The organism is Brevundimonas sp. FV1ps31S, assembly GCF_058681265.1.
Genome location: NZ_CM178735.1, coordinates 2,437,301 through 2,462,797, shown reverse-complemented (window position 1 = coordinate 2,462,797; position 25,497 = coordinate 2,437,301). Strand labels below are relative to the sequence as shown.

Here is a 25,497-nt window from a genome sequence, read left to right as displayed (position 1 = left end):
GCCCCCAACCGCCCTAAACCTCGCGCTCATTCCGTCGGACCCGCCTTGACCCCAGTTTCGGACATCGCCGCCAAAACCCCCGCCTGGGTCTGCGCGCCCGGGGTGCTGAAGGTCTCCTTTCTCGACGTCTTCCTGAACGAATACGACCTGCGTCGCCTGCCGGGCGCCGACGTCCAGGCCGTGCTCGGCTGGGGCATGAAGCCCTCGGCCGCCGCTGGGCGCCGCTGGGCGGAACAGAACAACCGCCCCTATGTCGCGCTGGAGGACGGCTTCCTCCGTTCGGTCGGCCTGGGGGAGGCGGGGGCGGCCAGCCTCAGCCTGATTGTCGATGACCTCGGCGTCTATTATGACGCCACCCGGCCCAGCCGGCTTGAACACCTGATCCAGACCGCCGACGCCTGGTGCGACGCCGCCACCACCGCCCGCGCCCGCGCCCTGATCGACCGGATCGCCGCCTCGGGCGTCTCCAAGACCAATATGGGCGGGCCGCTGGACCCCGGCCTGTTGCGGCCCGGCCGCCGCGTCCTGATCGTGGACCAGACCTTCGGCGACGCTTCCATCGGCTATGGCCTGGCGACCCAGGACAGTTTCGACGCCATGGTCGCCGCCGCCCGTCGCGACGAGCCCGAGGCCCAGCTGATCGTCAAACGCCATCCGGCCGTGGCGGCGGGCAAAAAGCGGGGGTGCATAACCGACCTGTCCGGCGTCACCCTGGTGGACGCCGACGTGCGGCCGGCTGGCCTGCTGGCGGCGGTGGACGCCGTCTATTGCGTCACCTCTGCCCTGGGGTTCGAGGCCCTGTTGCGGGGCCTGCCGGTGCGCTGTTTCGGGGCGCCCTTCTATTCCGGCTGGGGTCTGACGATCGACGCCGTGGCCACCGGCCGACGCGGCGTCGCCCGCACGCTGGAACAGGTCGCCGCCGCCGCCCTGATCGCCTACAGCCGCTATGTCGATCCCGTCACCGGCGAACGGTGCGAGGCCGAACAGGCGCTGGAGCGGTTGATCGCCCTGCGTGACCGCGCCGACCGTCTGGCGGGACCCTGGTCCGCCGTCGGCTTCGCCCCGGCCAAACGCCCGCCGGTGCGCCGCCTGCTGAACTCGCCCAAGGCGCGGACGCGATACTTCATGTCGCCGTCGCGCGCCGCCGCTCATGCCGCCGCCACAAATGGCCGGCTGATCTGGTGGGCGGGCAAGGAGAGCGAGGCCGTGCGCCGGGCCGCCGCCGATTTTGCCGGCCCGACTGTCCGCATGGAGGACGGCTTCATCCGCTCGCGCGGTCTGGGGTCGGACTTTGTCGGCGCCCTGTCGGTCGCCCTGGACGACCAGGGCGTCTATTACGACCCGTCGCGCCCGTCGCGGCTGGAGACCCTGATTGAGACGACGGAGGCCACGCCCGCACAGCTGGCCCGCGCCGCTGCGCTTCGGACCCGCATCGTCGAGGCGGGCCTGTCGAAATATAATCTGAAGGGCCAGGCGCCGGCCGACTGGCCTGCGGATCGCGATATTCTGCTGGTCGTTGGCCAGGTCGAGAACGACAAGTCGATCCTGCTGGGCTGCGAACCCGACCTGGCTACCAACTCCGCCCTGGTCGAGGCCGCGCGGGCCGATCATCCCGACGCCTTCCTGGTCTATCGCAATCACCCCGACGTTCTGGCCGGCAACCGGCCGGGGCGGCTGGAGGCCTCGGCCCTGGCCTCGGTGGACGCCAGCGCGGACGGGCTGGACATCATCGACTGTCTGAACGCCTGTCGCCGGGTGGCGACTCTGACCTCCCTGACAGGGTTCGAGGCCCTGATGCGGGGCAAGGCCGTGTCGGTCTATGGCCGGCCCTTCTACGCCGGCTGGGGCCTGACCGACGACCGGCTGGGCTTCGAGCGCCGCACCCGGCGCGCGACCGTCGATCATCTGATCCTGGCCGCCCTGATCCACTATCCCCTCTATGTCACCCCGACGGGCTGGCCCTGCGAGGCCGAGGATCTGGTCCAGGCCCTGATCGCCGCCCGCGACCAGCCGCCGCCCAAGGCCCCGCGCGGTCAGATCCAGCGTTGGGCCGCCGGGATCATCGCCTCTCTCGACCGCAGGCCGCCGCCGTCCTATTGAAGGCGTTCGCAAAGGAAACTGTCTACCCGTGACAAACGCCGTCATCGCCGCCACCGGCCTCTTCACCCCCGAACAATCGGTCTCCAACGCCGAACTGGTCGACAGCTACAACGCCTGGGCCAACGGCTGGAACGCCCGCCACGCGGCCCAGATTGAGGCCGGTGAACTGGAGGCCAAGCCCCATTCCTCGCCCGAGTTCATCGAAAAGGCCTCGGGCATCAAGCAGCGGTTCGTGCTGGACAAGGCCGGGGTGATCGACCCTGAACGGATGGCCCCCAACCTGCCGGAACGCAGCAATGACGAGCTGTCGATCCTGGCCGAGATGGCGGTCAAGGCCGCCCGCCAGGCCATCGAGGCCTGGGGCAAGCCGGTCAGCGAGATCGGCGCGGTGCTCTGCGCCGCCTCCAACATGCAACGCCCCTATCCGGCCATGGCCATCGAGGTGCAGCAGGCCCTGGGGATCGAGGGCTTCGCCTTCGACATGAATGTGGCCTGTTCCTCCGCCACCTTCGGCGTCAAGACGGCGGCGGACTTCATCGCCGGCGGCTCGGTCAAGGCCGTGTTGATGGTCAACCCCGAGGTCTGCTCGGCCCACCTGAACTTCACCGACCGAGACAGCCATTTCATCTTCGGCGACGTGGCCACGGCCGTGATCGTGGAATCTTCCGAGACGGCCGGGCCCGGCGGCTGGGACGTGCTGGGCACGCGGCTGAAGACGGTCTTCTCGAACAATATCCGCAATAATTTCGGCTTCCTGAACCGCAACGCCCGCGACACGGACCATCTGGATTCGCCGGTCGCCGACGACAGCGCCCAGAACGACAAGCTGTTCATCCAGCAGGGCCGCAAGGTCTTCCGCGACGTGGTGCCGATGGTGTCGGACATGATCGTCGATCACGCCGGCGAGCTGGGCCTTGATCCGCACGAATTGAAGCGGTTGTGGCTGCACCAGGCCAACATCAACATGAACACCATGATCGGCAAGAAGGTGCTGGGCCGCGAGCCGTCGTCGGACGAGAACGTCATCATCCTCGACGACTACGCCAACACCTCCTCGGCCGGCTCGATCATCGCCTTCCACCTGCACAACGACGGCTTCGCCCCCGGCGAGACCGGCCTGATCTGCAGCTTCGGCGCGGGGTACTCAGCGGGGACGGTGTTCGTGCGCAAGCGCGGCTAGGTCGGAGAACCAAAAAGTTTGACCGCTGTTACGTCAGGTTAATCCTGATCTGAGAAGATAATTGCTCAGGCTACGCTTGAATCCCCCAACGGATTTTGCGAGGCCTTTGATTGTCGAGAACAGGGGAGTTCCCAGATGGCTCAGACGACACCGAAGACGGTGCTGGAAAGTCTGGCACAGGATATCGCCGCCGTGCTCAAGAGCATGGGCGGTTCTGCCCATCAGAACCTGGTCGTGGACTGCGTCGCGGCCCTGAAACGTCAGCGCGGCGAGGCGGTGAACACGCCTGATTTGCGCCAGAAGATCATCGAGACCTTCGAACAATATCGCGACTGGTTCATCCGCCCCTTCGGCGAAGGCTCCCAGCGCTGGGCCTTGGCCGGCGACTTCGCCTGACCTCACATCGGCGGCTGGGTCTTGAAGAAGGCCGTGGCGCCCGTGCCGATATAGAGGGCGGCGAAGATCGCCACGAGGACGACGATCAGCACGATGACGCCGCGCTTGCTGCGAAGGATCGGGGGTTTGGGAGTGCGTCTGGACATGGTGGTCTAACCCGCAAGCCATCTGACGGTTTCGCGAGGCGGACAATGAAAAGCCCCGCCCGGCAGGCCGGACGGGGCTTCGGCGGCAGCGGCGAACCGCGCGCCTGACGACGGTCCTGACGGCGGGGACTGGACGGGGCGTGAACGGCCCCGCCGCCTGGACGGTCTTTTCGGAAGCGAGCCCTTAGCGGGTCACATAGTTGGCGTTGACCCAACCGCCGCCGGCGATCTGGATCCAGTCGCCCTGCGAGGCGACGGCGGTGAAGGGCTGGCCGGCCGACAGGCTGCCCGACTGGCGGAAGCCGGTGCCGGGGCCGCTGCGGATGCGCAGGTTCGATCCGGCGCGATAGGTGTTGGCGTTGGCCTGGGCTGCGGCGCGGGTGCGTTGCTGGTTGCAGCCGATGTAGGAGCCGGCCGCCGCGCCGGCGCCGGCGCCGACCACGGTCCCGGCTGTGCGCTCGTTGCGCGCCAGGTTCGACCCGACCACGCCGCCGACCACGGCGCCGATCAGGGCGCCTGCGCGCTGGCGACCGCCGGGGGCGTCGCAGTTGGTCACGCCATTGGCCTGGGCCTGGGCGGCGATGGGGGCGGCGGTCACCAGGGCGGCCAGAGCCGCAGCCGTGGCCAGACCCGTCTTCAGAAACTTGCTCGACATCACTGTATCTCCTGTCATCGGGTTTGCCGATGAGGACACAATGCCCGGCCGAACCTGAAGGCTCCCGGAGCTTCGCCGTTATTTTCGGTTCATCTTAGGGGGCGCACCGCGCGGCGGCGTTCGATCAACCGCCGTGCGGCCTCGGTGCTGCGCTCGACCAGGTGTTTGCGGCGGACGAACTGGAAATCCATCACCCGGGCCCACAGGTGCAATAACCGATCCTGGGTGACGAAGACCGTGATCGCCTCCACCTCCGGCGGCGGGCCCCAGGCCTCGGACAGCTGGGCCAGATGCTGGGTGCCCGCGTCGTCGGGCAGGGGCTCGCATTCGGCGATCCAGTCCCAGCTGCACAGCTCCGGCCTCGCCGAGATCAGCGTGAGAGTGGCCTCCAGGACCTTGTCCGCCGACCCGGCGGAGACCAGATCGATCAGTAGTATCCGCGCCTGTTCGTCGATCTCGTACCGCACGTCGCCCCTCCGGCCACGCCCATACCCTCGCGGTACAGTTAAGAAATATTACGCGACGTCAAGATTGCGTCAGTTCGCCGCGCGCCCCCGCCTCGATCAGGGCGATGGTCTGCGGCAGGCCGTAGATGGCCGCGAACGAGCCGAAGCGCGGCCCCTGCGACGCACCCAGCAGCACCTCGTACAGCGCCCCGAACCAGGCCCGCAGTGGCTCGAACTCATGCGCCTTGCCCACCGCATAGACCTCGTTCTGGATCAGCTCGCCGTCCGTGGTGTCCGCCGGCAGGGCCTTCAGCCGTTCCGCCAGGTCCAGCAGCGCCGCCTTCTCCTTGTCGTCGGGCAGGCGATACGCCTTTGAGGGCTTCACGAAGTCCTCGTAATAGTTCAGCGCATGGTCCATCAGCCGGTCCAGCAGCGGCTCGTTCTCCGGCGTGGCGTCGGGCAGATATTTGGCGAAATAGGCCCACAGCTGGTCCTTGGTCGAGGCGTTGGCCACCCCCACCAGGTTCAGCAGCAGGGCGAAGGACACCGGCGAGGTATGGGTCGGCGGCTCGCCCGCATGGATCGACCAGACCGCATTGTCGATCCGCTTAGCCGGCTCCTGGGTCTTGTAGCTTTCGATGAAGGCCAGATAGTCGTCGATGGCGCGGGGAATGACGTTGAAGTGCAGGCTCTTGGCCGACTTCGGCGACTGGAACATGTACCAGCTCAGGCTCTCCGGCGTGCCGTAGCGCAGCCATTCGTCCATCGTCAGGCCGTTGCCCTTGGACTTGGAGATCTTCTTGCCTTCGATATCCAGGAACAGTTCGAAGTTGAACCCTTCCGGCGGCGTGCCGCCCAGGGCGCGACAGATCTTGCCGCTCTCGCGCACGCTCTCGATCAGGTCCTTGCCCGACATCTCGTAATCGACGTCCAGCGCGACCCAGCGCATGGCCCAGTCCGGCTTCCACTGCAGCTTCACATGGCCGCCCGTGACCGGCAGTTCGGTGCGTCCGCCGGCCGGATCGTCGAAGACGATGGTCCCCTTCTCGACGTTCCGCTCCAGGGTCGGGACCTGCAGCACATGGCCCGTGATCGGGCTGACCGGCAGGAAGGGCGAATAGGTCGCCCGCCGCTCTTCGCCCAGGGTCGGCAGCATGATGGCCATGACTGCGTCGAACCGCTCCAGCAGGGTCAGCAGCGTCGCGTCGAACACGCCGGACTTGTAGGTCTCGGTCGAGCTCATGAACTCATAGTCGAAGCCGAACCCGTCCAGAAACGCCCGCAGCCGCGCATTATTGTGCGCCCCGAAACTGTCGTGCGTGCCGAACGGATCGCGCACGCGGGTCAGCGACAGGTGCAGGTCCTCGCGCAGCAGCTCCGGGTTCGGCACGCCTTCCGGCACCTTCCTCAACCCGTCCATGTCGTCGCTGAAGGCGATCAGTCGCGTGCGCCAGTGGTCGCCCGTCAGCGCCCGGAAGGCGTTGCGCACCATGGTGGTCCGCGCCACCTCGCCGAAGGTGCCCATGTGCGGCAGGCCCGACGGCCCATATCCGGTCTCCAGCACCACCGGCCGGCGCAGGGCCTCGAACTTCGCCAGGGCCTCGTCGCCCTTGCCAGCGTCGATCAGCGCCCGCGCCTCGGCCCGCTCACTCTCGCCCAGCCGCTTTTTCAGAACATGGGCCAGCAGATTGCGGGCTTGTTCGAACGGCCAGGACTTGGCCTCACGGGCGAGGATTTCGAGGTTCTGAAGCATGGCGGCGGTTTGCAGTCTGCAACCCGCCGGGTCAACCGCCTTATCCCCCGCTCCGTCAGCCCCTGGCGGCGATGACGATCACCTCGACCTTGTAGTCCGGCGAGGCCAGCCGGCTTTCGCCCGTGGCGCGGGCCGGCGGATTGGCCGTATCGACCCAGGCGTCCCAGACGCTGTTCATCGCGTCGAAATCGGCGATATCGGCCAGCCAGATCTGGGCCATCAGGATCTTCGACTTGTCACTGCCCGCCTGGGCCAGGAGGGCGTCGACCTCGGCCAGCGCCGTCTTCGTCTGGGCGATCACGTCATCGCCGGGCTCTCCGACCTGGCCGGCCAGATAGACGGTGTCGCCGTGAACCACGGCTTCGCTCATACGGGCGCCGGGTTGGATGCGGGTGATCATGGGGAGGGCTCCTGATTATTTGGCCCCTATCATACCCGCTCAACGCCGTCGGTCGAACGCGCCCACCGCCCAGCTCACCACCGCCGCCCCGGCCGCCACGATGATCGCATCCTCGATCAGCCCGCTCTTCGTCTGCCCGATCCGCTTCATCGCCTTTTTCCGCCCGGCCAGCCCGAGATAGGCCAGCGGAACCGCCGTCCCCACCGCAAGCGCCGCGCCCAGCTTCTCGCGCCCGCGCGGCGCCAGCGCAGACCCGGCGATCCCCGCGCTCATCACCCGCGCCAGCAGGCCCAGGAAGACCGTCCGGTCCGGCGCCGACTTCATCTTGTCGCCGAACAGCTCGCCCACGCCCATTGCCAGACCGCCGAACTTGAACAGCGGATGATCCAGCAGCACCAGCCGCCCCGGCGTATCCCGATGCGCCAGCCGCGCCCCTGCAAGGGCCGCCATGGGCGTCATGGACCGGGCGCTGGCGACGGCGCCGATGAGGACGGAGGGAAGGAGTGCGAGGGTTTTCATGTCCGCTGAACACGCATCGGATCGGAAGGTTCAGCCGGATCATTCCCGGCGCACTCGCATTGTCCCTCCGACCGATCCCTGCACAGGCCCTCCACGAGGTTCCCATGAGCTATCGCCGCTTCGCCGCCATGATCGCGGTCTCCACCGTCGTCATGTACGGCCTGATGTATCTGAACACCTATCAGATCGAACACGTCCGTTTCAGTGAGACGCGGCTCTACATGGCCCTGCTGATGGGCGCCGTCATGGCCGCCATCATGATCGGCTTCATGTGGTCGATGTACGAGAAGCCGCGCGTCAAACAGATGATTGTCGCGGGCGCCGTGGTCGTCTTCGCCGGCTCCCTTTGGCTGGTCCGCAGCCAGGCCACCGTCGGCGACCTCGCCTATATGAAGGCCATGATCCCGCACCACTCCATCGCCATCATGACCAGCGAGCGTGCTCATATCCGCGATCCGCGCGTTCGCGCGCTCGCCGACGATATCATCGAGGCCCAGGTGCGTGAGATCGGCGAAATGAACGCCCTCATCGCCGACCTGTCGCGAAATCCGCCGCCGCCTGACGCCCCGGATCTGCCCGCCCGCTCGCCCGCCTCTTGACCCCCCGCGCGCGGCGTGGCCTGTGCCCCGCCTGATGAAGACCGCCGATTTCGACTTCGACCTGCCCGACGACCGCATCGCCCTGCGGCCCGCCGATCCGCGTGATTCCGCCCGCCTGCTGGTGGTCAAGGACGGCGCCCTGGACGACCGCATCATCCGCGACCTGCCCGACTTCCTGCGCCCCGGCGACGCCCTGGTGTTCAACGACACCCGCGTCATCCCCGCCCGCCTGTCGGGCGTCCGCACCCGTCCCGGCCCCAACGGAGAGACCCTGACGGTCGCGGTCGAGGCCACGCTTCACCACCGCGACGCTCCCGACGTCTGGTCCGCCTTCATGAAGCCCGGCAAACGCATCAAGCCGGGCGATAGAATCCGCTTCGGACAAGAAGCCGACGCCGCCTGCGATCTAAGCCGTCTCGACGCCACCGTCGCGGCCAAGGGCGACGACGGCCTGATCACCCTGAAGTTCGACCTGTCCGGCCCCGCCCTGGACGACGCCATCCGCGCCGTCGGGGTCATGCCCCTGCCGCCCTATATCGCCGCCAAACGGCCCGAGGACGCCCGCGACCGGTCGGACTATCAGACCGTCTTCGCCGAACACGACGGCTCGGTCGCCGCCCCCACGGCGGGGCTGCACTTCACCCCCTCCCTGCTCGAGGCGATCCGGGCCAGGGGCGTCTCCACCCACGCCGTCACCCTGCACGTCGGCGCCGGCACCTTCCTGCCGGTCAAGGCCGACGACCTGGCCGACCACAGGATGCACAGCGAATGGGGCGAGGTCTCGCCCGAGACCGCCGCCGCCCTGAACGCCGTCCACGCCGCCGGCGGCCGCATCGTCTGCGTCGGCACCACCTCCCTGCGGCTGCTGGAAAGCGCCACGACCGAGGCCGGCGAGATCCGCCCCTTCCACGGCGACACCGCCATCTTCATCACGCCCGGCTACCGCTTCCGCGCCGTGGACGTGCTGATGACGAACTTCCATTTGCCCAGATCGACCTTGTTCATGCTGGTCAGCGCCTTCGCCGGCCGCGATACGATGAGGACGGCCTACGCCCACGCCATCGCCGACGGCTACCGCTTCTACTCCTACGGCGACGGGTCCTTGTTGTTCCGGGCCGCCGAAAAAAGCCACGCCTGACAAGCCCCCCTCATCGTCGCTGAGCGACCCGTCCGCCCTGCGCGCCTTCGCGCGCAGGGCGGTGACGATGGCGCGACGGCAGAGAAACCGGTTTCCCGCTCACGCATTGTTACATCTGCCATGGCCAAGGCGGTTTCGCCGCGCTAGTCATGCCGCATCTGCGAGCGGGCCAACCCGCCGAACCTTCTCCAAGCTCAGGGGCTAAAGATGACTCAGTGGGTGTACGGCTTCGGCGGCGGGTCCGCCGATGGCGATGCGTCGATGAAGAACCTTCTCGGCGGCAAGGGCGCGAACCTCGCCGAAATGTCTTCGCTGGGGCTGCCCGTCCCGCCCGGCTTCACCATCACGACCGAAGTCTGCACCTATTTCTACACCAACGGCGAGACCTATCCCGCCGATCTGGAAGACCAGGTGAAGGCCGCCCTGGCCAAGGTCGAGGCCATCGTCGGCAAGACCTTCGGCGACGTCGAGAACCCGCTGCTGGTCTCCGTCCGCTCGGGCGCACGGGCGTCGATGCCGGGCATGATGGACACGGTGCTGAACCTGGGTCTGAACGACCAGACGGTCGAGGGGCTGGCCAAGCTGTCGGGCGACCGGCGCTTCGCCTTCGATTCCTATCGCCGCTTCATCACCATGTATTCGAACGTGGTGCTGGGCCTGAGCCACGACGACTTCGAAGAAGTGCTGGACGCGCACAAGGATCGGCTGGGCGTCAGCGTCGACACCGACCTGAAGGCCGAGGACTGGGAACGGATCGTCGTCGACTACAAGGCCGTGGTCGAACGCGAACTGGGCCATCCCTTCCCGCAGGATCCGCGCGACCAGATGTGGGGCGCGGTCGGCGCCGTCTTCGCCAGCTGGATGAACGACCGGGCGAAATTCTATCGCCGCATGCACGACATTCCGGAAAGCTGGGGCACGGCCGTCAGCGTCCAGTCGATGGTGTTCGGCAATATGGGCGAGACCTCGGCCACCGGCGTGGCCTTTACTCGCAACCCCTCGACCGGCGAGGCGCGGCTGTACGGCGAGTTCCTGATCAACGCCCAGGGCGAAGACGTGGTCGCGGGGATCCGCACGCCCCAGTCCCTGACCAGGATCGGCCGCGAGGAGATGGGCGAGACCGCCCCCTCGATGGAAGAGGCCATGCCCGAGGTGTTCGGCCAGTTCGTCACGGTGGTGAACACCCTGGAGAGCCATTACCGCGACATGCAGGACATCGAGTTCACGGTCGAACAGGGCCGGCTCTGGATGCTGCAGACCCGCAACGGCAAGCGCACCGCCAAGTCGGCGCTGAAGGTGGCCGTCGATCTGGCGGCCGAAGGTGTGATCACCCAGGAAGAGGCGATCAGCCGGGTCGAGCCCTCCGCGCTGGACCAACTGCTGCACCCGACCCTGGACCCGGATGCGGCCCGCACCGTCATCGCCGCCGGCCTGCCCGCCTCGCCCGGCGCGGCGACCGGCAAGATCGTGTTCGACGCCGACGAGGCCGAGCGGATGTCCGGCCTGGGCGAAGCGGTCATCCTGGTGCGCGAGGAGACCTCGCCCGAGGACATCCACGGCATGCACGCGGCGCGCGGCATCGTCACGGCGCGGGGCGGCATGACCAGCCACGCCGCCGTGGTGGCGCGCGGCATGGGCCGGGCCTGCGTCTCCGGCGCCGGCGAGATCCATATCGACGAGGCCAAGGGCGTCTTCACCGCGCGCGGCCGCAGCTTCAAGGCCGGCGAGATCATCACCATCGACGGGTCGAAGGGCGAGGTGCTGGACGGCGCCGTGCCGATGATCGAGCCGGAACTGACCGGCGACTTCCAGACTCTGATGGCCTGGGCCGACAAGGTGCGTCGCCTGAAGGTGCGCGCCAACGCCGAGACGCCGCTGGACGCCAAGACCGCGCGGGGCTTCGGCGCCGAGGGCATCGGCCTGTGCCGGACCGAGCACATGTTCTTCGACGACACCCGGATCGCCGCCGTGCGCGAGATGATCCTGGCTGACGACGAGGCCGGGCGCCGTACGGCCCTGGCCAAGATCGCGCCGTTCCAGAAGTCGGACTTCGTCGAACTGTTCGAGATCATGGCCGGCCTGCCGGTGACGGTGCGCCTGCTGGACCCGCCGCTGCACGAGTTCATCCCCCACACGGACGAGGACATCGACGCCCTGGCCGCCTCGTCGGGCATAGACGCCGAGAAGCTGAAGCGCCGGGCCAAGGAGTTGCACGAGACCAACCCCATGCTGGGCCACCGCGGCTGCCGCCTGGGCGTGGCCTATCCCGAGATCTACGAGATGCAGGTGCGGGCCGTGCTGGAGGCCGCGCTGGAGGTGAAGAAGAGCTCGGGCGTGGCGCCGATCCCGGAGATAATGCACCCGCTGGTCGCCCTGGGTCTGGAGATGAAATATCTGCGCGAACTGACCGACCGCACGGCCAAGGCCGTGTTCGCCGACGCCGGCGACAGCGTCGAATATCTGGTCGGCACCATGATCGAACTGCCCCGCGCCGCCATCCGCGCCGGGGACCTGGCGGAATACGCCCAGTTCTTCAGCTTCGGCACCAATGACCTGACCCAGACGACCTTCGGCATCAGCCGCGACGATTCGGGGCGGTTCCTGCAGGCCTATCTGGACAAGGGCATCTTCGAGACGGATCCGTTCGTGCGTCTGGACCAGGACGGCGTCGGCGGCCTGATCGAGATCGCGGCCGAGCGGGGCCGGGCGGTGCGGCCCGAGGTCAAGCTGGGTATCTGCGGCGAGCACGGCGGGGATCCGTCTTCGATCGCCTTCTGCGAGAAGGCCGGGCTCGACTACGTGTCGTGCTCGCCCTACCGCGTGCCCATCGCCCGCCTGGCGGCGGCTCAGGCGGCGCTGAACGTGGAACGCGAGAAGGACCGATAGGGCGGCCTGACGGGCGTGAGCCCTATTGGCTGACCCACAGGATTCGCGCCATCCATTCGATGTCCCCGCGCGCCACCATGCGCGGCGGATAGGCGGGGTTGATAGAGGCGAGCGTGGCGGCGCGGGCGGTCAGACCGGTCAACTCCTTGGCCACCACCTCGCCCGATGTCAGTCGGGCCACGATCCGGTCGCCGCGCCGGACGGCGGGGCCGCTTCGGTCCACGATCACCCGATCGCCTTCGCGATAAAGGGGCGACATAGAATCGCCCGTGATCCGGAGGCTGAAGGTGGACGGGCTGGCGCGAGGCAGCTCGGTCTGGTCCCACCCGTCCCCGGCGGGCAGGCCCGCATCATCGAAGAAGCCGTCCAGACCGGCGCTGGCCAGACCGAGCAGGGGCACGGTCTGCGGCGACGAAGGAGCGTCGTCGGCTAGGGCGGCGAAATCGGCCAGGGATACGCCGGTCGCCTGCAGCACCAGGGTCACGCTCTCGGTCGACGGCCAGCGCGGCCGCGGCGGATCACCGGCCCCGAAGCGTTTGGACGGATTGAAGCTCGTGGCGTCCAGCCCCGCCCGCCGCGCGAGGCCCGAGGGCGACAACCCCTCGCGCCGCGCCAGAGCGTCCACGGCCTTCCACAATTTGGCGTGCGAGAGGGGCATAAGCTTCCGCGAGTGAGTCGGGGAAGGCTAGGGCATGGCGATAGGATTTTCTACCTATTCGTCCGCTGCTCGTATTCTGCGGCGGCCTTGCGTTCCTGCCAGACCCAAAATGTGCCGACGCCGATACAGAGGATGATGAGATAGCCGGTCAGATTCATCACCGTATAGAGTGACGCCAGCGGAATTGTCGGAACCGTCAGGCTCATGATGTGACCCATTACAGTGATCAACTGGATGCCAGTGATCCATACGGGCCAGGATTGAGGAGAACGCCACGCCAAAGCCGCGAACACGACCAGGGACAGGACGTCGATCAGGAAAATGCCGATCGGCAGACCCTTAAATCCCTCATTCTCTTGGAACAGGATAGAGGCGAACCAAGCCAGAATAAAATACCCGGCCGCAGCTCTCTCGCGTGATCCGCCCTTTATAAAGGCGAACAGAGTCATTCCGACCACAAATACGGCGCCCACGACAGCGTAAGCCATATTCACCATGAAATCGCCCCCGCGCTTAGTGCACGGGGGCGACAATGAACCATTTCTGGTTAAGCGAGAATGTCAGCCCGCTAAGCTTACCAAAAATTCACCCGACGGAGCGGAGGTGAGCCGACGCGCGGGTCTCCTTCGGGTCGAGCCAGTCGTCGGGCTTGCCAACCGGGCCGAGGGCGTAGGTTCCGAAGCCCAGGCGACGGTGGTCCTTTTGCAGTTCGGCGTGGCAGGCGACGATCGACTCGCGAGCGGCGGCGAGAGCGGCGATGGTCTCCATGGCCTTGGCCTGCGAAGCCGTAGCAGCGACGGGCGAAAGCGAGAGGGCGGCGCGGGCGCCGATGAAGGATTGCACCAGTACGGTCGCCTGGGTGATGGCGGCGTCGATGGCGTTCTCAGTCGCATGCAGATCGCCCGCGACGCTGGCGATGACTTCGGTCCGGTCCATTAGAAAAGCCCCTCAAACAAGGTTTACAATGGATGAATTCTTAACACGTCTTAACCGTGTTTGGTAGAGCCGTCTTAACCTTTCCGCAAACCCGCGTTGAACCGCCGCCTTTAATCGAAGTCCTGGAAAAGCCTAGGGATTATCCAGCAGGAAGTGTGCGGTCAGGGAGGCGATGGGCTGGCTTCTCGTCTCCTGCCAAGCTTCGGCCTGAACATGGGCGACGCGTCGACCGGCCCGGCTGATCTGGGCTCGAGCGAAGACGTTCATGGGCCGCCCGGTACGCAGATAGGCCACGGTGACATTGATCGGACGAGGCAGGCGCGGGCTGGGGAAGGCGAGTGCGACCTGGGCCATGGCCGCCATTTCCAGCAGGGCCGCCGTCGAGCCGCCGTGCAGGGCGGGCAACATGGGATTGCCGATCAAAAGTTCGGCGAAAGGCATGATCACCGTGATCTCGTCGCCGCTGACGAGCGTCTGAAGATTCAGGAAGCGAGCATAGGGAATGCGTTCGAGCAGGTCGCTCATGTCACCGCCTCGCGACTGGCGGCGGCGTTCCTGGAGGTCGGGGGACGGTTCAGAACATAGGCGGACTGGGCGGCGGCGACAGGGTCGGACGGGTCCTCCTCGAAGGCCCAGGCGCGAACGAAGGCGATCGTGGGTGTCAGCCGATAACATCCGGCCTGCGCCAGAAGGCTGGTTCTGGGACGCGCGGCGCGCATGTAATCCACGCGGAGGTCCAGGGTCGCGATGGGCTGAAATTCCTCCATGGCCGTCCACACCGCCAGGCCGCCGATATGGTCGAGCAGGGTGGTGACGAGACCGCCGGCGAGAACGCCGGTGTCGGGATCCCCGACCAGATCCTCACGCCAGGGGACGCGGATGCGGGGCTCGCCCCCATGCAGGCCGTCGAAGGCGAAGCCTAGCGCGCCGGTGTGGGCCGAGCCCGCCGCAAGCTGCGGCAGGATGGTGTCGACGAAATTGTCGTGCATGCAACGAATGTCCGTTATGCCCTTGGTCGTTCATTGTATGGCGGGGCGCCCCGACGGCGTCGAGAGCGTTAGGCGTCAATGATCCGACCCGAAGACCTGCTGCATCCCACGCCCGCCGGCCTCTACTGCCCACCGGGGGACTTCTATATCGATCCCGTGAGGCCGGTGGACCGGGCCGTGATCACCCATGGCCATTCCGACCATGCGAGGGCGGGACATGGCGCGGTTCTGGCTACGCGCCAGACCCTGGCCATCATGGCCGAACGCTATGGCGCCGACTTCGCCGGACGCCAGCAGCCGGTCGACTATGGCGAGGCGGCGTCGATCGGCGGCGTGGATCTGCGGCTGATCCCCGCCGGCCATGTCCTGGGGTCCGCCCAGGCCGAGGTCCGGTGGAGGGGCCTGACCATGGTGGTGTCCGGCGACTACAAGCGACGACGGGATCCGACCTGTCCGGCGTTCGAGCCCACGCCCTGCCACGTCTTCATCTCGGAGGCGACCTTCGGTCTGCCGGTCTTCCGTCATCCGTCGGCCGATGAGGAGATCGGGCGGCTGGTGCGGTCATTGGGTCAATTTCCCGAACGCGCCCATCTGGTGGGGGCCTATGCCCTGGGCAAGGCGCAGCGGATCATCCGGTCGCTACGCGAGGCCGGATGGGCGCGCCCCGTCTATGTTCACGGAGCCATGGAGCGGCTGAACGCCCTCTATGAGCGGGAGGGCGTCGATCTGGGTCCGATCCTTCCGGCCCGCGGGCTGCCGAAAGGCGCGCTGGGAGGGGAGGTGGTCATCGCCCCGCCGTCCGCGATCCAGGACCGGTGGGCGCGTAGCTTCGCCGATCCGGTGACGGCCTTCGCCTCTGGCTGGATGGGGGTTCGGGCGCGAGCACGTCAACGGGGGGTTGAACTGCCGCTGGTGATCTCGGATCACGCCGACTGGGACGAACTGATCGCCACCTTCGAGGAGTTGAAGCCCGAGGAGATCTGGATCACCCACGGCCGAGAGGAGGGGCTGTTGCGATGGGCCGAATTGAACGGTCAGAAGGCGCGCGCGCTGCGGCTGGTCGGCTACGACGACGAGGACGAGGCGACAAGTTCGACGCCGTCGGCATGAGACCGGTCAGGCGCGTCGAGACGTCCGTCGGCGGGCGGGACTTTCGGACGCTCCGTCCGTTGCGGCGTCCGTCCCAGGGGTCGACAGGGCTGCGTTCATGGCCATGCGCAGCCGTTCGGGCTTGATCGGCTTCTCCACTACGGCGGCCATGCCGATCGACAGATAGTGTTTGGCGTCTTCCGGGTCGGCGTTGGCGGTCAGGGCGACGATGGGCACGCGGCTGGCGGGCCCGTCGAGGGCGCGAATGGCCTGGGTCGCCTGAACCCCGTCCATGCGCGGCATCTTGATGTCCATCAGCACGAGGTCGTAGCGGTTTTCCTGCACGGCCTGGAGCGCCTCAAGCCCGTCTTCAGCCAGTTCGGAACTGCAGCCGAACATCTCGCACAAGGCTTGAGCGACCACGCGGTTCGTTGCGTTGTCATCGACGATCAGAACATGGGGAGCCGATTGAAGGTTCAGTTCTGAAAGGTCGGACACATTGGACGGCGCCTCGACCTCGACGATGGCGCGCCGGGCGGTGATGTCGAAAGCGAAGGTCGCGCCGCGCCCCTTGTTGTTCTCGGCCCAGATGCGGCCGCCCATCCGGTCGATCACCTGACGGCAGATCGACAGGCCCAGGCCGGCTCCGTCGGGCCCCGAGCCATGGACAAAGGGTTCGAAGATGCTGTCGACGCGGTCGACGTCCACGCCGGGGCCGTCGTCGCGGACGCGGGCTTCCATGCGGACCTGATCGCCGTCGACCCAGGCCTTGAGCCCGGCCTCGACGACGCCGTTGCGCGCGAATTTCAGGGCGTTGCCGATCAGGTTGTTGAACACCTGTTTCAGCCGCACGCCGTCGATGACGGCGGCCAGTTCGGTATCGCCTTCGTAGCCGACCATCAGGGTGACGCCGTCCTGCGACGCGCGGGGTTCCCACAGGGCCTGAACATCGTCCATGACAGCGCGCAGCGGCGTGGGAGCGGGGTTCAGTTCAAGTTCTCCGGCCTCGGCCTTCGACAGGTCGACGGCGTCCTGGAGGATGCGCAGCAGGCTTTCGGACGAGTCGATGATGGTCTGGACATGCGCCTGGGCGGCGGTGTTCAGCGGCTGGCGACGCAGCAGTTCGGCGACGGCGAGCACGCCGTTCATCGGGGTGCGCAACTCGTGGCTCATGATGGCCAGGAATTGGCTCTTGGCGCGGGCGGCGGCCAGGGCCTGGGCGCGGGTGTCATTGAGGATGGCGGTCTGATCGGCCATCAGCATGTCATGCGCGCGCTGCCGATCTGTCGCGACCTTGAGCAGGGTGGCGGCCGTCCCGACCCCGTGATAGCGGCCGTTTCTGGTGACGATGAAGCCGCGCAGCAGGGCGGCGGGACCGCCTTTGAGAATGATGTCGCAGAAGGCGTCCATCTCGACGTCGCCTTCGACCACCGCCGGCTCGGGGTCCATGGCGCAACTGATGGGGCGCCCGTCGTAGAGGGCGTGGCCGAAGCGGCCGGCGATCTTTTGCAGGAAGGCGGTGCGTTCCACGAGGCCGACGGGACGGTCATTCTCGACAACCGGAATGACGAGCGTGTCCGGTTCGCGTTCGAACCGGGCGAGGACTTGGCAGCCGAGGGTCGAGGGTGCGACCGGCTGCGCCTGCTCTGAAAGGGTCTCGATAATCGGCATACTGCCTGGAACTCCTTACTCGCCCCCCATATGCTCCGGTAGCGCTTGCGGATTAGTTAAGCCCGATCAAAAAGTTTCGTCCGTTACAAGCGGTGTCATAGGCGGATTTTGCGCCGGAGGCGGGTCTGGTGTAGAAGGCCGGCCCGACCCATCTAGGGTCCTCATCCCTTTGTGCATGCGCGCGGCCGACCGGCCGACCGCAGATTCGTCATGAGCGTCATCCTGGAAAAGTCTTCCACATCGGCTCTGGTTCTGTTCTCCGGCGGGCAGGACAGCGCGACCTGCCTGGCCTGGGCGCTGGAGCGGTTCGAGCGGGTGGAGACGGTCGGCTTCGACTATGGCCAGCGCCATCGGGTCGAGATGGAGGCCCGTCAGGCCGTGCGCGCCGGCATGGGGGCGGCCCTCCCGCAGTACGCCGACCGTCTGGGCGACGACCATGTGGTGGACTTGACCGGCTATGGCCGGATCGCCGAGAGCGCCCTGACCGCCGATCGCAAGATCGAGATGGATGCGCGCGGCCTGCCCACCACCTTCGTGCCGGGGCGCAACCTGATCTTCCTGGTGGCGGCGGCGGCCCTGGCGGATCGGCGCGGGCTGGAGGTGCTGGTCGGCGGCATGTGCGAGACTGACTATTCCGGTTATCCCGACTGTCGCCACGAGACGATGGAGGCCATGGCGCGCGCCCTGTCGCTGGGGCTGGACAAGCCGGTGGTGATCGACACCCCGCTGATGTGGCTGACCAAGGGGCAGACTTGGGAACTGGCCGAGCGAATCGGCGGCGAGGCTCTGGTCGAGCTGATCATCGAGGACAGTCACACCTGCTATCAGGGCGACCGGACCCATCGGCACGCTTGGGGCTATGGCTGCAGCGAATGCCCGGCCTGCGAGCTGCGCGCGGCGGGCTATGAAGACTGGGTCGCGTCCCAGGGCGCCGAGACGTGACCTATTCGGCCAAGGAAGTCTTTCTGACGGTGCAGGGCGAGGGCGGACAGGCGGGCCGGCCCGCGGTCTTCCTGCGCTTCGCCGGCTGCAATCTGTGGAGCGGGCGCGAGCAGGATCGGGCGAGCGCCGTCTGCACCTTCTGCGACACGGACTTTGTCGGCGTGGACGGGGACGGCGGGGGCAAGTTCGCCACGGCGGACCGGCTGGCCGATCATGTCGCGGCGATGTGGCGGGGCCGGGAAGGCGATCCGAAACTTGTGGTCTGCACCGGCGGCGAGCCTCTGTTGCAACTGGACCCGCCGCTGATCGCGGCCCTGCATGCGCGCGGTTTCGAGATCGCCATCGAGTCCAATGGCACCCTGGCGGCGCCGGACGGGATCGACTGGATCTGCGTCAGTCCCAAGGCGGATGCGGCTGTGATCCAGATCAAGGGTCAGGAGCTGAAGCTGGTCTATCCGCAGCCCAAGGCCCTGCCGGAGCGGTTCGAACACCTGGAGTTCGAGCGGTTCTGGCTCCAGCCCATGGACGGCCCCGACCAGGCGGCGAACACCGCCGCCGCCATCGAATACTGCCTGACCCATCCCCAGTGGCGCCTGAGCGTCCAGACACACAAGTACATCGGCGTCCGCTAATGCCCGTTTTCGAAATCACCAAACAGGCGACCTTCGACGCCGCCCACCACTTTCCCAACGAACCCGAGGGCAGCATCTATCGCCGCGTCCACGGCCATTCCTTCACGGTCGAGGCGACGATCCGCTCCGAGACCCTTGACGCCGAGCACAACTGGGTCGCCGACCTGGGCGCGCTGGACCGGGCGCTGAAGGCGGCGGCGGAACAGCTGGACCACGGCATGCTGAACGAGCACGAGGGGCTGGAACTGCCCAGCCTGGAGAACCTGTGCCTGTGGTTCGCCAAGACCCTGAAGCCGGACTGGCCGGGGCTGTGCCGGGTGCAGGTGGCGCGGCCGACGATCAACGAGCGGTGTGTGCTGAGCCTATAGGCCCAGTTGGCGGCGGATCACGCGAAGCTTGGGGTCTTCGGCATTGCAGGCCGATTTGACCCGGCGCCAGTCTTCGGCGGAGAGGGCGGGAGCGCCGGGACGTTCGGCCTCGCGGGCCTCGCGGGCGCGACGTCCGGACGCCGGGTGGGTGGCGGCGAACTCGGCCGCCTCGGCCAGCTTCTGGTTCTCCATCTTAGACAGGCGGTCGAAGAAGGCGGCCATGCCCTTTGAGCTGAAACCGGCCTCGTGCAGCAGCGCGCGGCCCCGTTCGTCGGCTTCGTGTTCGGCCGCGCGGCCGTAGCTGAGGTCGGTCGCCTGACCGGCAAGAAGCACCGCCTGTTGGCCCGCGCCGGAGCCCCCGCCGACGACGGCGTCCAGGATCAGACCCAGACCCAGGCTGCGCCACACCGCCTGCATGACGTGGCGCTTTTCGACGTGAGCGATTTCGTGCGCGACCACGGCCGCCACCTCGTCCGGGGTTTCGGCCGAGCGGATCAGGTCGTCGGTGACGATGATGGAGCCGCCGGGCAGGGCGAAGGCGTTGATCATCGGGGCCTGGACGGCGCGGATGCGGATGTCGAACACGGTGTCGGCGTTGGAGGCCAGACGGTCGGTCATGGCCTGGAGGGCGGCCTGGCCCTCCTCGCCCTCGCAGCGCGAGAAGAGGGCGCTCATCTGCAAGTCGAAATTCCTACCCATGTTGCGCTCGTATTCGACCGGCGTCGCCCGGGCGAGCGGACCTGACAGGGCCGGGACGCCGATGAAGACGAAGGCGGCGACGGCGGCGGCCGTGGCGGTCAGGGCGACCGCCAGCCGCCGCTCGCGCGACCGGTCGCGCTGCGCCGTTCGTATCGCCAGATCTCCGCCCAGCCGGGTCCAGTCGGCCCGCGACAGGACAAGCCGGGCGTCGGGATCGTCGGTGTGCGACAGACGGGCCTCGTCCGCCTCGAACACCACCGTCAGCCCCACGGACGACCAGCGCCGGCCCTGCCCGTTCGCCGACAGGGTCACGGCCTCTTCTTCGACCGCGACGACAGCCGGAAAGGGGCGGGCGCTTTTGCCGTCGTAGAAGCGGCCTTCCATTTCAGATGGCCGAGAAGCCGAAGGCGTCGGCCAGGCCTTCGCCCGAACCGGGGCCGCGGGTGGTCTGGTGCGCCAGCCCGACCTTGGCCTTGCCGTCCGATTTCAGCCGCGTGATGAGGAAACGCGCCGTACGCGCCTGGGCCCAGGGCATCAGGAAGCCCAGGGTGATGATGATCAGGAACAGGTTGCTGACCGTCAGCCACCACAGGGGCAGGGCGTTCACCTTCAAGGTGAAACCGGCCTTGTCCATCGTCACCCCGCGAGCGATCGAGCGGAGCTTGGCGGCGTGGTAGGGGGCCCAGATCAGCATGAAGATCGGCGCCAGCAGCGCCATGACGCCGTAGATCCCGAGAATGAACACGACGTCGGGCGGCCCGGCGGTTCCAGGTTCCGGCATCAGGCCGGCGTGACTGAGGGCGGCGAGTGCGACGCCAACGACAATGATCAGCACAACATAGCCGACGGCGGTGCCGACCCAGCCGATGGCGTAGGGGCCGTAGAGGCTCTCGCCTTCGGAGCGGCCCATCTGGAAAGCGATCTTGCGGTCGCCGAAACGCATTCCACCCCAGAGCGAGCCGGCCAGCTTGCGTTCGGCCGCCGGCCAGAACCAGCCGAAGGTGATGCTGGTGAGCAGAAGATAGCCCAGGAATCGTAAGCCGTATTTGGCGCCGGAACCTGTCAGCCGGAAGCGTATGCCGCGCCAGGTCGTGCGGCTGGCCATATAGCGAAAGGCGCTGAAGACGCCGAAGCCCCAAAGCCAGTAAAGGAACAGGTAGAAGGGGAAGATGATGAGGGCCGCCAAGCCCGGTTGGTTGAACTGAACCGCAAAGACGATCAGGAGGAAGGGAAGGCCGAGCACAACGAGGGCCAGCAGGAATCCGACGAACAGTTCGACGCCGCGACCAGTGTATTCGAAGGCCTCGTCATTCAGGCGCACGCCGCGCCAGATCCGACGCCGCACCTCGGTCTTGCCCCAGAACCGCCAGAGGGTCAGGGTCACGATGTTCAGCAGGCCGTTCTTCAGGCTGAGGCCCAGGAATTTCGACGACTGGAGCGTGGTGGAGAAGACCAGGGTCTCGGCGCCTTCGTCCGGATCGGAAATCGGACCCAAGGCGTCATAAAGCGGGCGCGCCGGCGTCGGCGCGTCATCGGTACTGTCGGTCAAAACGCATCCCCCTACTGTATCCCCTGTTCTGGATATCCGCAGACAACGCGAGGGTGCAATCGATTAAATCGAGAGCGGGCTTCATTGCCGGCGCTGCAGCCGACGGAGCGCCTCAGGCGGAGACCCACTCCACCAAGGCGGCGCTGACCGCTTCGGGCTGTTCCAGGGTGGAGGCGTGGCCGCAGTCGGGGATGACGACGAGGCGGGCGCCGGGGATGGCGTCGGTGATTTCCTGTGCGCGCTCCGGCGGGGTCAGCGGGTCGCGGTCGCCGACCAGGACGAGGGTTGGAACCTTGATGTCCGCAAGATGTGAACGCGAGTCGATCCGCTTGGTGATCGCCGCTTCCTGGCGGATGAAACCGTCTGATCCGACATCGCGGCCCATGCGGATCTGGACGTCGATCAGATCCTGACGGCCGCGGTGGTTGGGATGAAGCAGGTTGGGTGTGACCTGGGCGAGGACCGCCTCCAGTTCGCCGTTCCCGACCCGCTCTATCAGCAGGCGTCGCGCATCGATCTGCTCGGGCGTGTCGGCGCGGGCCGAGGTGTTGAGCAGGGCCAGCTTTACGACCCGTTCCGGCGCCTGTCGCAGGATCTCCATGGCGATATAGCCCCCCATGGAGATGCCGCCGAGCGCAAAGCGCGGCGGGGCGTCGCGCAGGATAGCGGCGGCCATGACGGCGATGCTGTCGCCCTCAAGCGTCGAGGCGACGGTGACGGGTCCGTGGGGCCACAGGGCGACAGTCTGGGACGTGAACATTTCGGCCGTGCAGGCGAGGCCGGGGATCAGGACGGTCGGGGTCATGTGAGGACAGTAGCACGAAACCTTTCCCGCCCGCGCAGGGGGCGAAGGAGGCGGCGTTTGGCTCAGTCGGTCAGCAGGTCTTGCCCTGACGCTGCCGCTGTTCGCAGCGGCGTTGGTCGCGTTCATAATCGCGCTGTTCGCGTTCGCGGCGGGCGCGGGTTTCCTCATCGGAGGTGGTGACGGCGTCGAAGCCGGCGCCGACGACCGCGCCGCCGGCCTTGGCCGTGCCGCCCACCACGGCGGCCGTTCCGCCGACCACGGCGCCGACGAGGCAGCCCTGGAGCATCAGCGCTGCGCCAAGCAGGAGGGGGAGGGCGGCGGCACGCAGGGGGCGACGGTCGGTCATCGGAGGTTCTCTCGTGATATGTCGACGATACAGCCCAATGGTGAATGGGGGCTGACCATCGTCGGGGTCAGGCGCCCCGTTGCGGGAGCAGTTTGCGGCGCTGTCGTGCGATCGCCAGCGGGGTTCCGTCCGCCCCCCAGGCGGTCGCCTCGTCCACCGTCCAGCCCAGGCCCAGGTCCAGCATCCGGAACTCGAAGAAGGCCCAGCCGTCCGGCGCGGTCTGCGGCGTCGGGTCGGTCAGGATGTCGATGCGCAGATCGACGGTGGTCATGGGCGCCGGGGTGGACGAAGCCGTCCAGGCCGGGGGGTAGAGGGCGTCCAGCAGATAGCAGAGCCCGACCTCGTCCAGCGGCCGGCGGTCGGCCATCCGCATCCAGGTGCGCTCGATCACCGGCTTGCCCGCATTGCCGCCCAGGATGTTGGGGCCGCCGTCGAAACGGTATTCGACGTGCTGGGCGAAGTGGGGCGACATCGGCCCCTGGATGGTGGCGGCGGGGTTCAGGCTGTCCAGCGGGGGAGGCGGCAGATGAAGCGGGGTCAGGGGCGGCGTGTCCCCGTCCAGGCCATAGGTGCCGGTGGCGTGATGGGTCATGCGGCCGTCCTGCTCGGCCTCGACCGCCGCATAGATCACATTGCGGCCGCCCTTCAGCAGGCGCGGGCGAAAGGCGACCTGGTCGCCGAACCGGGCGGCCGACAGATACTGGACCGACAGGGTGCGTAGCGGCGCGGTCAGGGACAGGCCATGACGCATCGCCTGGGCGCACAGGGCCGCCAGCAGGCCGCCGAAGGGGAAGCCCTTTTCCGGCGCCAGGCCCGAGGGGCCGTTGGAGAAATGACCGGGCACGGGGGCTGATAGACCGCCGTCGTCCAGGGTATGGAAGGCCAGGGCGGCGTCGAGGGAAATGGGAGTCGTCATGTGAGCCATGGGCGCGATCCTGCGTCAGGCGAAGAAGAGGCGGAAGGCTAAAAGAGAGCCTTCCGCCAGTCGGGAACAAGGGCGGCGAACCGGGAGGTCCGTCAGTCCGTTGCCAAACAAGACTGACCTAGCGGGTTCGGTTTGGCAACCCTCTTGCCAAGCGGCTGACGCGGGGTCACTTTTGTCGCATGGGACGCACCGCAGACTACAGCCGCCAAAGCTGCTCCATCGCCGCCACTCTGGAGGTGATCGGCGATCCGTGGACCCTGCTGGTCATCCGCGACGCCTTCAACGGGGTGCGCCGATTCGAGCAGTGGCAGGATGATCTGGGCGTGGCGCGCAACGTCCTGGCCGCGCGGCTGAAAAGCCTGGTCCAGCACGGGGTGCTGGAACCGCGCCGCTATTCCGAGCGTCCGCCGCGCAATGAATATGTGCTGACCCCTAAGGGCAAGGATCTGTACGGGGTGCTGGTGACCCTGCACGGCTGGGGCGCCAAACACGTCTATGGCGAGACCGACTGCGGCATCGACATGGTCCACTCGACCTGCGGCCAGACCCTGACGCCGCGCATCGCCTGCGGCTGCTGCAACGAAATCGTCAAGCCGAGGGACATCCTGCTGACTCGCGCGGAGAACCGGCCGACGGTGGGGGATGTGATGCCGAAGGACGAGGCGGCTTAGGGAACAAGCCTAGCCAGGTCTGGATGCCCGACGGGCCGTGGAAGTCGGGACGAGGGTCTGATCCTCATTCTCGTCCTCATCAGGCGCATATTCGAGAATATCGCCCGGCGCGCAGTCCAGATAGCGGCAGAGGGCGTCGAGGGTGTCGAACCTCAGCCCCCGCACCTTGCCGGATTTCAGCAGCGACAGATTGGTCTCCGAAATGCCGATGGCGCGCGCCAGGACGTTGGAGCGCACCTTGCGCCGGGCCATGACCACATCGAGACGCAGGATGATGGGCATCAGACAAACCTCGAAGCGTCGTCGTGGACCTCGGCGCCCAACTGCATCACGCGGGCGATGACCAGCAGGACCAGGCCCAGGCAGAGGGCCTTGGCGCTGTCGAGCCGGAGCCAGCCGTCGTCGTCGAAGCCGCTGGCGCTGACCAGGATATGTCCCAGCGTCGGCGCCACGGCGTAGGCCAGGAGCCAGAGGGCGATCCGGCCGATGCAGCGGGCGTTCTCCGCCGCAAGCACGATTCCCGCGTGGTAGAGGCCGAACAGCCGCCGCAACTCCCACAGAACAGCCAGGGCTGGACCGATCATCAAGGCAGCCGAACCCGCCAGGGCCAGCTTACGGGTGAAGGGCAGAACTCCGACCGTGGTCCAGCCGGGGGGCAGGGGCGGCACGTCGCGGCCCAGCATGATCTGCATCCCGCCCGGCCGGACCTGAAGTCTCGGTCCGTCATAGGCCAGAACGCCGACGACGGCGGTGGCCAGGATCACGGCGCCGATGACGAAGAGGGCGGCGAACAGCCATTCCAGCGGGCGGCTGAGACCTCGGATCCTCGTCAAGGAGGCGGCCTCGGCCGGAACCGGGGGTGGGAGTTCAACGATAGTGGCCATAACCACGGTCTCTTTGATTGACAGATATATTTTTATGTATTTCGATATGTAACGCCACGCAAGCAGGGGAGACGCCGCATGGGATCGCCGAGGATTTCACGATGGATCGGGCTTG

General features: G+C 67.2%; 30 protein-coding genes. 11 read left to right on the top strand and 19 right to left on the bottom strand.

Going from position 1 to position 25,497, the window contains the following annotated elements:
* Window positions 1–45 precede the first annotated feature (45 nt).
* From ACVPT3_RS11710 to ACVPT3_RS11700, 3 genes are all read left to right on the top strand, one after another.
* On the top strand, window positions 46–2,100 hold the full coding sequence (locus tag ACVPT3_RS11710) for a capsule polysaccharide biogenesis protein (RefSeq protein ID WP_492041057.1): 2,055 nt from the start codon (window positions 46–48) through the stop codon (window positions 2,098–2,100).
* A gap of 28 nt (window positions 2,101–2,128) precedes the next feature.
* Window positions 2,129–3,280 (top strand): beta-ketoacyl-ACP synthase III, encoded by a 1,152-nt coding sequence (locus ACVPT3_RS11705; protein ID WP_492041056.1) that lies wholly within the window; start codon window positions 2,129–2,131, stop codon window positions 3,278–3,280.
* Between the two features lie 135 nt (window positions 3,281–3,415).
* Window positions 3,416–3,676, top strand: coding sequence for a hypothetical protein (locus ACVPT3_RS11700; RefSeq protein WP_267514068.1), 261 nt, complete (start codon window positions 3,416–3,418; stop codon window positions 3,674–3,676).
* A gap of 2 nt (window positions 3,677–3,678) precedes the next feature.
* On the opposite strand, the gene ACVPT3_RS11695 is transcribed toward ACVPT3_RS11700, so the two are convergent.
* The 6 genes from ACVPT3_RS11695 to ACVPT3_RS11670 all read right to left on the bottom strand — a co-directional run bounded on the left by ACVPT3_RS11695 (window position 3,679) and on the right by ACVPT3_RS11670 (window position 7,595).
* Window positions 3,679–3,822 (bottom strand): hypothetical protein, encoded by a 144-nt coding sequence (locus ACVPT3_RS11695; protein ID WP_492041055.1) that lies wholly within the window; start codon window positions 3,820–3,822, stop codon window positions 3,679–3,681.
* Window positions 3,823–4,006: 184 nt separating this feature from the next.
* Window positions 4,007–4,477 (bottom strand): SH3 domain-containing protein, encoded by a 471-nt coding sequence (locus tag ACVPT3_RS11690; protein WP_492041054.1) that lies wholly within the window; start codon window positions 4,475–4,477, stop codon window positions 4,007–4,009.
* Window positions 4,478–4,566: 89 nt separating this feature from the next.
* A complete protein-coding gene (locus ACVPT3_RS11685; RefSeq protein ID WP_492041053.1) occupies window positions 4,567–4,944 on the bottom strand; it encodes a hypothetical protein in 378 nt (125 codons plus the stop codon).
* A gap of 58 nt (window positions 4,945–5,002) precedes the next feature.
* Window positions 5,003–6,676 (bottom strand): lysine--tRNA ligase, encoded by a 1,674-nt coding sequence (locus tag ACVPT3_RS11680; protein WP_492041052.1) that lies wholly within the window; start codon window positions 6,674–6,676, stop codon window positions 5,003–5,005.
* 55 nt (window positions 6,677–6,731) lie between these two features.
* Entirely contained in the window at window positions 6,732–7,076 is a 345-nt protein-coding gene (locus ACVPT3_RS11675; RefSeq protein ID WP_267514057.1) for a RidA family protein, read from the bottom strand.
* A 39-nt stretch (window positions 7,077–7,115) separates the two neighbouring features.
* Window positions 7,116–7,595: a hypothetical protein gene (locus ACVPT3_RS11670; RefSeq protein WP_492041051.1), complete on the bottom strand. Its 480-nt coding sequence runs from the start codon at window positions 7,593–7,595 to the stop codon at window positions 7,116–7,118.
* A gap of 104 nt (window positions 7,596–7,699) precedes the next feature.
* Here ACVPT3_RS11670 and ACVPT3_RS11665 point away from each other — a divergent pair, with 104 nt between their 5' ends.
* The 3 genes from ACVPT3_RS11665 (at window position 7,700) to ppdK (ending at window position 12,218) form a co-directional block, all read left to right on the top strand.
* Window positions 7,700–8,194: a DUF305 domain-containing protein gene (locus ACVPT3_RS11665; protein WP_492041050.1), complete on the top strand. Its 495-nt coding sequence runs from the start codon at window positions 7,700–7,702 to the stop codon at window positions 8,192–8,194.
* A 34-nt stretch (window positions 8,195–8,228) separates the two neighbouring features.
* Entirely contained in the window at window positions 8,229–9,332 is a 1,104-nt protein-coding gene (gene queA, locus ACVPT3_RS11660) for a tRNA preQ1(34) S-adenosylmethionine ribosyltransferase-isomerase QueA (RefSeq protein ID WP_492041049.1), read from the top strand.
* A gap of 207 nt (window positions 9,333–9,539) precedes the next feature.
* A complete protein-coding gene (gene ppdK / locus ACVPT3_RS11655) occupies window positions 9,540–12,218 on the top strand; it encodes a pyruvate, phosphate dikinase (protein ID WP_492041048.1) in 2,679 nt (892 codons plus the stop codon).
* Window positions 12,219–12,240: 22 nt separating this feature from the next.
* Here the strand turns inward: ppdK and ACVPT3_RS11650 are convergent, their stop codons facing one another.
* The 5 genes from ACVPT3_RS11650 to ACVPT3_RS11630 all read right to left on the bottom strand — a co-directional run bounded on the left by ACVPT3_RS11650 (window position 12,241) and on the right by ACVPT3_RS11630 (window position 14,801).
* A complete protein-coding gene (locus tag ACVPT3_RS11650; protein WP_492041047.1) occupies window positions 12,241–12,876 on the bottom strand; it encodes a S24 family peptidase in 636 nt (211 codons plus the stop codon).
* Between the two features lie 50 nt (window positions 12,877–12,926).
* On the bottom strand, window positions 12,927–13,373 hold the full coding sequence (locus ACVPT3_RS11645) for a hypothetical protein (protein ID WP_492041046.1): 447 nt from the start codon (window positions 13,371–13,373) through the stop codon (window positions 12,927–12,929).
* Window positions 13,374–13,461: 88 nt separating this feature from the next.
* Window positions 13,462–13,812: a hypothetical protein gene (locus ACVPT3_RS11640; RefSeq protein ID WP_492041045.1), complete on the bottom strand. Its 351-nt coding sequence runs from the start codon at window positions 13,810–13,812 to the stop codon at window positions 13,462–13,464.
* 132 nt (window positions 13,813–13,944) lie between these two features.
* Window positions 13,945–14,337 carry a PaaI family thioesterase gene (locus tag ACVPT3_RS11635; RefSeq protein WP_492041044.1) on the bottom strand — a complete coding sequence of 131 codons (393 nt, stop codon included), beginning with the start codon at window positions 14,335–14,337 and terminating at the stop codon, window positions 13,945–13,947.
* Window positions 14,334–14,801: a PaaI family thioesterase gene (locus ACVPT3_RS11630; protein ID WP_492041043.1), complete on the bottom strand. Its 468-nt coding sequence runs from the start codon at window positions 14,799–14,801 to the stop codon at window positions 14,334–14,336. Before ACVPT3_RS11630 ends, ACVPT3_RS11635 begins: the two co-directional genes overlap by 4 nt.
* 78 nt (window positions 14,802–14,879) lie before the next feature.
* Here ACVPT3_RS11630 and ACVPT3_RS11625 point away from each other — a divergent pair, with 78 nt between their 5' ends.
* The gene (locus ACVPT3_RS11625) at window positions 14,880–15,911 is read left to right on the top strand and encodes a ligase-associated DNA damage response exonuclease (protein WP_492041042.1); all 1,032 of its coding nucleotides are present in this window, start codon (window positions 14,880–14,882) and stop codon (window positions 15,909–15,911) included.
* Between the two features lie 6 nt (window positions 15,912–15,917).
* On the opposite strand, the gene ACVPT3_RS11620 is transcribed toward ACVPT3_RS11625, so the two are convergent.
* A complete protein-coding gene (locus tag ACVPT3_RS11620; RefSeq protein ID WP_492041041.1) occupies window positions 15,918–17,561 on the bottom strand; it encodes a response regulator in 1,644 nt (547 codons plus the stop codon).
* A 210-nt stretch (window positions 17,562–17,771) separates the two neighbouring features.
* Between ACVPT3_RS11620 and queC the strand changes: the two genes are divergently transcribed.
* The 3 genes from queC to ACVPT3_RS11605 are packed head-to-tail and all read left to right on the top strand — an operon-like array spanning window position 17,772 to window position 19,503.
* Window positions 17,772–18,503, top strand: a complete 732-nt coding sequence (gene queC, locus ACVPT3_RS11615; protein ID WP_492041040.1) for a 7-cyano-7-deazaguanine synthase QueC — start codon at window positions 17,772–17,774, stop codon at window positions 18,501–18,503.
* Window positions 18,500–19,135 (top strand): 7-carboxy-7-deazaguanine synthase, encoded by a 636-nt coding sequence (queE, locus tag ACVPT3_RS11610; protein ID WP_492041039.1) that lies wholly within the window; start codon window positions 18,500–18,502, stop codon window positions 19,133–19,135. The genes queC and queE overlap by 4 nt, the downstream gene beginning before the upstream one ends.
* Window positions 19,135–19,503 (top strand): 6-pyruvoyl trahydropterin synthase family protein, encoded by a 369-nt coding sequence (locus ACVPT3_RS11605; protein ID WP_482850876.1) that lies wholly within the window; start codon window positions 19,135–19,137, stop codon window positions 19,501–19,503. The genes queE and ACVPT3_RS11605 overlap by 1 nt, the downstream gene beginning before the upstream one ends.
* Here ACVPT3_RS11605 and ACVPT3_RS11600 read toward each other — a convergent pair.
* From ACVPT3_RS11600 to ACVPT3_RS11580, 5 genes are all read right to left on the bottom strand, one after another.
* Window positions 19,498–20,586 (bottom strand): M48 family metallopeptidase, encoded by a 1,089-nt coding sequence (locus tag ACVPT3_RS11600; RefSeq protein ID WP_492041038.1) that lies wholly within the window; start codon window positions 20,584–20,586, stop codon window positions 19,498–19,500. The two genes, ACVPT3_RS11605 and ACVPT3_RS11600, sit on opposite strands and share 6 nt — an antisense overlap.
* A gap of 1 nt (window position 20,587) precedes the next feature.
* Window positions 20,588–21,751, bottom strand: coding sequence for a YjgN family protein (locus ACVPT3_RS11595; RefSeq protein ID WP_492041037.1), 1,164 nt, complete (start codon window positions 21,749–21,751; stop codon window positions 20,588–20,590).
* 112 nt (window positions 21,752–21,863) lie between these two features.
* A complete protein-coding gene (locus tag ACVPT3_RS11590) occupies window positions 21,864–22,556 on the bottom strand; it encodes an alpha/beta fold hydrolase (RefSeq protein WP_492041036.1) in 693 nt (230 codons plus the stop codon).
* Between the two features lie 70 nt (window positions 22,557–22,626).
* Window positions 22,627–22,902: a hypothetical protein gene (locus ACVPT3_RS11585; RefSeq protein ID WP_492041035.1), complete on the bottom strand. Its 276-nt coding sequence runs from the start codon at window positions 22,900–22,902 to the stop codon at window positions 22,627–22,629.
* Between the two features lie 67 nt (window positions 22,903–22,969).
* A complete protein-coding gene (locus ACVPT3_RS11580) occupies window positions 22,970–23,818 on the bottom strand; it encodes an acyl-CoA thioesterase (protein ID WP_492041034.1) in 849 nt (282 codons plus the stop codon).
* A gap of 188 nt (window positions 23,819–24,006) precedes the next feature.
* On the opposite strand from ACVPT3_RS11580, the gene ACVPT3_RS11575 reads away from it, so the two are divergent.
* The gene (locus tag ACVPT3_RS11575) at window positions 24,007–24,498 is read left to right on the top strand and encodes a winged helix-turn-helix transcriptional regulator (protein ID WP_492041033.1); all 492 of its coding nucleotides are present in this window, start codon (window positions 24,007–24,009) and stop codon (window positions 24,496–24,498) included.
* A gap of 9 nt (window positions 24,499–24,507) precedes the next feature.
* Here ACVPT3_RS11575 and ACVPT3_RS11570 read toward each other — a convergent pair whose 3' ends face one another.
* On the bottom strand, window positions 24,508–24,780 hold the full coding sequence (locus tag ACVPT3_RS11570) for a helix-turn-helix domain-containing protein (RefSeq protein ID WP_492041032.1): 273 nt from the start codon (window positions 24,778–24,780) through the stop codon (window positions 24,508–24,510).
* Complete coding sequence (locus ACVPT3_RS11565; protein ID WP_492041031.1) at window positions 24,780–25,382, bottom strand: DUF2975 domain-containing protein; 603 nt, start codon at window positions 25,380–25,382, stop codon at window positions 24,780–24,782. Before ACVPT3_RS11565 ends, ACVPT3_RS11570 begins: the two co-directional genes overlap by 1 nt.
* Window positions 25,383–25,497 lie beyond the last annotated feature (115 nt).